3 protein-coding genes and 1 pseudogene are annotated in these 6,094 nt (G+C 72.6%); all 4 read right to left on the bottom strand.

Annotation, left to right across the window (positions count from 1 at the left end; genetic code table 11):
• Positions 1–199: 199 nt before the first annotated feature.
• Positions 200–1,216, bottom strand: a complete 1,017-nt coding sequence (locus D0D28_RS10715) for an ABC transporter substrate-binding protein (protein WP_240323154.1) — start codon at positions 1,214–1,216, stop codon at positions 200–202.
• A 106-nt stretch (positions 1,217–1,322) separates the two neighbouring features.
• A complete protein-coding gene (locus D0D28_RS10710; RefSeq protein ID WP_116110472.1) occupies positions 1,323–3,440 on the bottom strand; it encodes an amylo-alpha-1,6-glucosidase in 2,118 nt (705 codons plus the stop codon).
• Positions 3,437–4,599, bottom strand: a pseudogene (locus D0D28_RS10705) (glycosyltransferase family 4 protein). Before D0D28_RS10705 ends, D0D28_RS10710 begins: the two are co-directional and overlap by 4 nt.
• Before the next feature lie 153 nt (positions 4,600–4,752).
• On the bottom strand, positions 4,753–6,084 hold the full coding sequence (locus D0D28_RS10700; protein WP_116110471.1) for an MFS transporter: 1,332 nt from the start codon (positions 6,082–6,084) through the stop codon (positions 4,753–4,755).
• Positions 6,085–6,094: the final 10 nt, after the last annotated feature.

Raw genomic sequence — 6,094 nt, 5'->3', positions numbered from 1 at the left:
TCACCGGCTTCGCTTCGCTACGCCCCGATTTGCCCCTCCCGAACCCGATCTCTCAGTGTTCGGCAACCGATGTGGCTGGGGATCGGGTTGCGGGAGGGGGGTGCTCGTGGGGTGGTTGGCTCTCGTTGCCGGGTGGCGGTTGTGTGGCAACGAAAAGGGCCCTCCCCGCCGCAGCGGGGAGGGCCCTTGGGTCAGAAGATCAACCCAGCTTCGCGAACCCCGGCTTCAGCTTCTCCAGCACCCACGGGATGTCCAGCACCGTCGGGTAGCGCAGCGCCGAGATGGTCTGCATGTCGGTCACCAGGTAGTTGCCCGCCTTGATGCCGGACACCAGCTGGTTGCTCTCGAACGCCTGCTGCAGGTCCGGCGAGGTGAAGGCGACGATCACCAGATCGGCGGCGAGCTTGTCGTACTGCTCCGGCGTCAGCGTGCCCGTCGGGCTGCCGGACTCGTTCTTCGACGCGTCGGCCACCGCCGGGCTCAGCTTGAGGCCCGTCGACTGCAGCAGCTGCACCGCGAAGTCCTTTTCGGACGCCAGGGTGAACATCTTGCCCGCCGTGTTGCCCACCGACGCGGTGAACGTCTTGCCCGCGGCAGCCGGGTGCTGGGCCTTCACCTGGTCGATCGCGGCCTGGGCCGAGGCCTTCACCGCAGCCGCCTCGCCGGTCTTGCCCAGCGCCTGGGCGACCACGTCCACGTGCTCCTGCCACGTCTGCGCGCCCCACTCGGTCGCGTACCCGATCGTCGGCGCGATCTTGGCCAGGTTTTCGTACTCCTGCTCCAGGCCGTAGTCCGCGGTGGCCAGGATCAGGTCCGGCGTCAGCGCGCCGACCTGCTCGGCGTTGACCCCGCTCGCCGCGTCGATGATCTGCGTCTTGGCCGGGTCGATCTTGCCCTGCAGCCACGGCGGCACGCTCGCCGAGCCGTCCTTGCTGAAGTACGCGACCGGGGTGACGCCGAGAGCCACCGCCGCGTCGAGATCATCACTCGACGTGCCGATCACGACCACCCGCTGCGGGGCCTTCTCGATCTTCGTGGTGCCGAACTTGTGCGTGATGCTCACCGGGAAGGCCGACGCGTCGGCACTCGCTGAGGACGCCGTCTGCGTCGACGAATCCTGCACATTGCCACACGCCACGAGCCCGAGGCCGAGCACGCCCGCGACCGAAACGGCCACGAGCGAGCGGAGTCCGGGCAGGCGAACCCTGCGAGACATGGCAACACCCTTTCGAAGGAACTGCGACAAAGTGCGCCAAGTCAAGCAAGGCTAACCTAAGGAATCAACCCCGCAGCTTGCGACGCGGATCACCCCGGAACCGCGTTCACCCAGCTACGCGCAGGTCCCAGCCCTCCGGCAGCCCCCGAACCTTGGCCACTTCGTGATCTGCCTCGACGTGCACGGTCAGCTCCCCGAGCCGCAGATCCGACAACCGCACCCGGCCCCACTGCCCCGGCAGGTGCGGGCGCACCGCCAGCCGCTGCTGCGGAACGTGCGGTTCGAGCCCGAGGAACGACCGCACCAGCAGCAGCGGCGCCGCGCTCGCCCACGCCTGCGGTGAACACGACGTCGGGTAGGGGATCGGCGGGCTGAACTCCGACCGCGAGAACCCGCAGAACAGCTCGGGCAGCCGCCCGCCGAACGACGCCGACGCGGCCGGCAGCCCGGTCGCCAGCCGCTGCGCCAGGTCCACCGCGCCCGGCAGGTGCGCGTACCGCAGCAGCCCGGCCACCGCGATCGCCGTGTCGTGCGGCCACACCGAACCGTTGTGGTAGCTCATCGGGTTGTAGGCGCCCATCGCCGAGGACAGCGTCCGCAGCCCGTACCCGCTGTCCATCTCCGGCCGGCTGAGCCGCTCGATCAGCACGGCCGCGTGCTCGTCGGTCGCGATGCCCGACCACAGGCAGTGCGCGGTGTTGCTGGTCAACGCGTCCAGCGGCTGCTTGCGCCCGTCCAGCGCGACGGCGTACCAGCCCTGGTCCGGCAGCCAGAACGCCTCCGCGAACCGCTCCCGCAACCGTTCGGCCCGCTCGCGGCAGCGCGCGGAGGTGGCCGGGTCGTTGAACGCGTCGGCCAGCTCGGCGCGCGCCAGCCAGGCCGCGTAGGCGTAGCCCTGGACCTCGCACAACGCGATCGGCGTGGTCGCCAGCCGCCCGGCCGCGTCGTTGATGCCGTCGAAGCTGTCCTTCCAGCCCTGGTTGAGCAGGCCGCGGTCGGTCGCCCGCCGGTACTCGACGAACCCGTCGCCGTCGCGGTCGCCGTAGCGCTCCAGCCACTCCAGAGCCGCGTCGGCCGCCGGCAGCAGCGCCCGCACCGCGGTCTCGCCCGCACCCCAGCGCCAGCACTCGGCCAGCAGCATGACGAACAACGGCGACGCGTCCACCGTGCCGTAGTAGTGGCTGCCGCCGAGCACCTGGTCGCTGTCCGGGCCGAGCCGCAGCTCGTGCAGGATCCGCCCGGGTTCCTCCTCGGTCAGCGGGTCGACGCGCTTGCCCTGCAGCTCCGCCAGCGTCTCCAGCGTGCCCAGCGCGAGGCCGACGTCCAGCGGCAGCGCCATCCACGCGGTGAGCAGGCTGTCCCGGCCGAACAGGGTCATGAACCACGGCGCGCCGGCCGCGACGAACGGGCGGCCGTCCTGGCTGCTGTCGTGGATCTGCAACGCGCCGAGGTCGCTTTCGGTGCGCTGCAACACCTGCGTGAGCACCGGGTCGTCGGCGGCGATCACCGTGCTCACGTCGCGCCAGGCGCGGATCTTGCGTGCCGGGCCGCTCGCCTCGACCTCCTCGCCGCGGTCGAACTGCGGCCGCACCCGCCGGTTCCCGACGGTCGGCTGCACCACGATCTCGGTCGACCACTCACCGCGCGCGGGCACGACGACGCGCCAGTTCAGCACGCCGGGCGCGGTGAGCGGGTCGGCGGTGGCGCTCACCGACAGGCCACGCGAGCCGTCGGACCGGTCGCGCAGCAGTTCCGACCCGGCCACGGTGGCGTCCGCCCCGCCGTGCGCGGGACGGCCCTCCTTGACCGCGAACAGGTCCGAGAAGTCCGCGTCGACGTGCAGGGTCAGCGTCGCGACGGTGTTCTCCCGGCCCAGGTTCCGCAGCGTGATCGTCTCCCGCAGGCCGTCGCCGACCAGGCGTTCCCGCACCAGCAGCAGCGTGCTGTCGGCCTGGCCCGGCTTCGGGTTGCGGCGCAGCACGAACTGCGCCGCGAACGCCTCCGGCGAGAGGACCGACAGCGGGTGCGGGGCCTGCCCGTCCAGCCGCAGCTCCCACCGCGAGATCAGCCGCGCGTCCCGGAAGAACAGGCCGTGCGAGGTGCCCGGCTGGATGTCGCCGTTCGTGCCGGACAGGCAGAACGTGCTGCCCTCGACGAGCGTGACCGTGCCGCCCGCGCTGGTCACGGGCACCGGTTCGCCGGCGTTGAACGCCTCCGGCGTCATGGCCGTCCTCCGGATGGCTGCAGGGCGGGGCCGTCGTTGTCCATCTGGTCGTACGCGCGGTCGAGCGCCGAGTCCAGTGCCGCGTAGTCCCGCCGCAGGCGGCTGACCTCGACCGCCCGCCGGTACGCGGCCTCGTAACCCGCGCCCAGCCCGCCGATGTCGAAGTGCTCGGCGACGTGGGCGCGGCACTTCGCCGGGTCGAGGTGGCGGACGTCGCGCAGGGCCTGCGCCAGGTCGGCGGGGTCGTCGCGCACCAGTCCGGTGACGCCGTCGACCACGACCTCCGGCACCGCGCCCGACCGCAGCGCCACGACCGGCGTGCCGCACGCCATCGCCTCGATCATGACCATCCCGAACGGCTCCTCCCACTGGATCGGGAAGAGCAGGCAGCGGGCCTTGGCGAGCAGCTCGCGCTTCGCGGTCGCGTCGGCGACGCCGAACACGTGGTCGTTCTCGGTGAGCCGCGGCCGGACCTCCCGCTCGAAGTACTCCTTCTCGATCGGCTCGGCGCACTTGCCGGCCAGCACCAGCCGCAGCCCGGCGCGGTGCGCGGCCTCCAGCGCCAGGTGCGGCGCCTTGTCCGGGTGGAACCGGCCGAGGAACAGCGCGTAGTCGTCCTTTTCGGACTCGAACGGCCAGTCGGCCAGCCGCAGTGCGTTGTGGACGGTGCCGATCCAGTTCAGGTCCGGCGCCAGCTCTCGCTGCCGGTTGCTGATCGCCACCAGGTGCACGTCGTCGCCCAGTTCGGCGTAGTAGCGCGCCATGTCCTCGCCCACCGGGCCGTGCACGGTCGCCACCGTCGGCACACCGTAAGCGGGGGCGTTGAGCGGCCCGGCCAGCGAGTGGTCGTGCACCACGTCGACACCCTCGGTCGCGGCGAGGCGCTGCACGGCCCGGCGGGCGGCGATCGCGTGCATGACCTCGGGTAGGGCTCGCCCAGCAGCTCCGGGACGGTGCGGTCCCACACCGGCACGAACCGCGCCTTGGTGCCGGGGCGGCCGGCCCCGATCAGGGTGACCTGGTGCCCGCGGTCGACGAGGGCGTCCGCGAGGTCGGCGACCACCGCCTCGACCCCGCCGTACGCCTTGGGCGGAACGTCGAAGTAGGGCGGGACGACCATCGCCACGCGGAGCGGGCGGTCGGGGTCGTCGCGGCGCACGGCGGCGTGCGAAACAGATCGGGCCTTCCACGCGGGGCGATGCGCGCTGCTCAAGCTGCCTCCTCGGACCGTCTATGCAATTAGCACTCTCCTGTTAAGAGTGCTAATACAGCGGTGATCGCCTCGGCAAGCTCCGGGTGGGCGAGATCTGCGTCACACGGTGATCCGCCGGGCCGCGAGGACGCCAGCGAGGCCGAGCACCGCGGTGCCGGCGAAGACCGCCAGGAACGCGGGGGTCACCGCACCCTGGGCGGCGATGAGCGCGCCGCCCAGTCCACTCGCGACCGCCGTCGCCAGGGTCTGTGCCAGCTGGAGCGCCGCGCTGACCGATCCCTGCTGGCCGTCCGCGGCACGGCCGAGCGTTTCGGTGGTGGCGGCGTTGAACGCGACACCCATGCCGAACCCGCCGATCACCCAGCCGAGCACCGCGAGCAGCCCGGGGCCGACGAGCACGCCGTAGGCCAGCACGGCCACCCCGGCCACCAGGACCGCGAAGCCCAGCCCCACGGCCGCCCGCCGGTTGCGGTCCCACTTCGCCTGCACCGCGGAGCCGGCCACCCAGCTCAGCGCCCCGGCCGACAGCCCCAGCCCGGCCTCGAACGCGCTCACGTGCCGCAGCTCGGTCAGCCCCAGCGGCAGGAACGCCTCCGTGCCGAAGTACACCGCGCACAGCAGGAACCGCACGACCACCCCGGCCGGCACCCCGCGCCGGACGGTGAGGGTCCCGGCCGGGGTGACGTGCCGCAGCGCGACCACGGCGAGAACCAGCCCGGCCGCGGCGAGCGGGACCAGCACCGCGGCGGTGTGGAGTTCCAGCGCGGCCAGGACGACGGCGGTGCCCGCGGCGAGTGCGACGCTGGCGACCAGCGGACGCCAGCGGGAGCCGTCCGGCGCCGGGGTGGCCGGCGTGGTCAGGCCGGGGAGCGTGCACCAGGCCGCGATCGCGGCGAGCGGGATCATGGCCAGGAACACCCACCGCCAGCCGATCGTGCTCGCCACCGCCGCCGCGACGACCGGGCCGACCAGGGACGGAATCGTCCAGGCCGAGGACAGCAGCGCGAACATGCGGGCACGCAGGCGTTCCGGGTAGACCAGCCCGATCAAGGTGTAGGCCATCGCCATCACCGCGCCGACGCCGAGGCCCTGCGTGAACCGGCCGAGCAGGAACAGCGTCCACGACGGGGCGAGACCGGCCAGCGCGCTGCCGAGCGCGAACGCGATCACCCCGGCGGCCAGTGGGCGGGCCGGCGCGCCGCGGTCGGCGGCGTGACCGGCGAGGACGGTGCCGACGATGTTCGCCAGCATCAGCGCGGCCAGCGCCCAGCCGTAGGAGCCGAGGCCGCCGAGCAGGCGGGAGATGTCCGGGAGGATGGTCGCCACGCCGAGGGACTCGAGCGCGACCAGTCCGACGGTGAGCACGATGCCGACGGTGCGAGCCCGGTAGCGGGGCGAGAGCACACCCTCGGAAGTCGAGGAGACAGTCATGGCGGCAATT

The sequence above is a fragment of the Amycolatopsis ruanii genome (genome assembly GCF_003385175.1).
Taxonomy (GTDB): domain Bacteria; phylum Actinomycetota; class Actinomycetes; order Mycobacteriales; family Pseudonocardiaceae; genus Amycolatopsis_E; species Amycolatopsis_E thermalba.
Note: the sequence above shows the minus strand (reverse complement) of the source record. Positions and strands in the feature narration are given on the sequence as shown.

Bases quoted from the DNA above. Each gene is read 5' to 3' on its own strand.
- D0D28_RS10715 (WP_240323154.1), bottom strand. From the start codon at position 1,216: ATGTCTCGCAGGGTTCGCCTGCCCGGACTCCGCTCGCTCGTGGCCGTT.
- D0D28_RS10710 (WP_116110472.1), bottom strand. From the start codon at position 3,440: ATGACGCCGGAGGCGTTCAACGCCGGCGAACCGGTGCCCGTGACCAGC.
- D0D28_RS10700 (WP_116110471.1), bottom strand. From the start codon at position 6,084: ATGACTGTCTCCTCGACTTCCGAGGGTGTGCTCTCGCCCCGCTACCGG.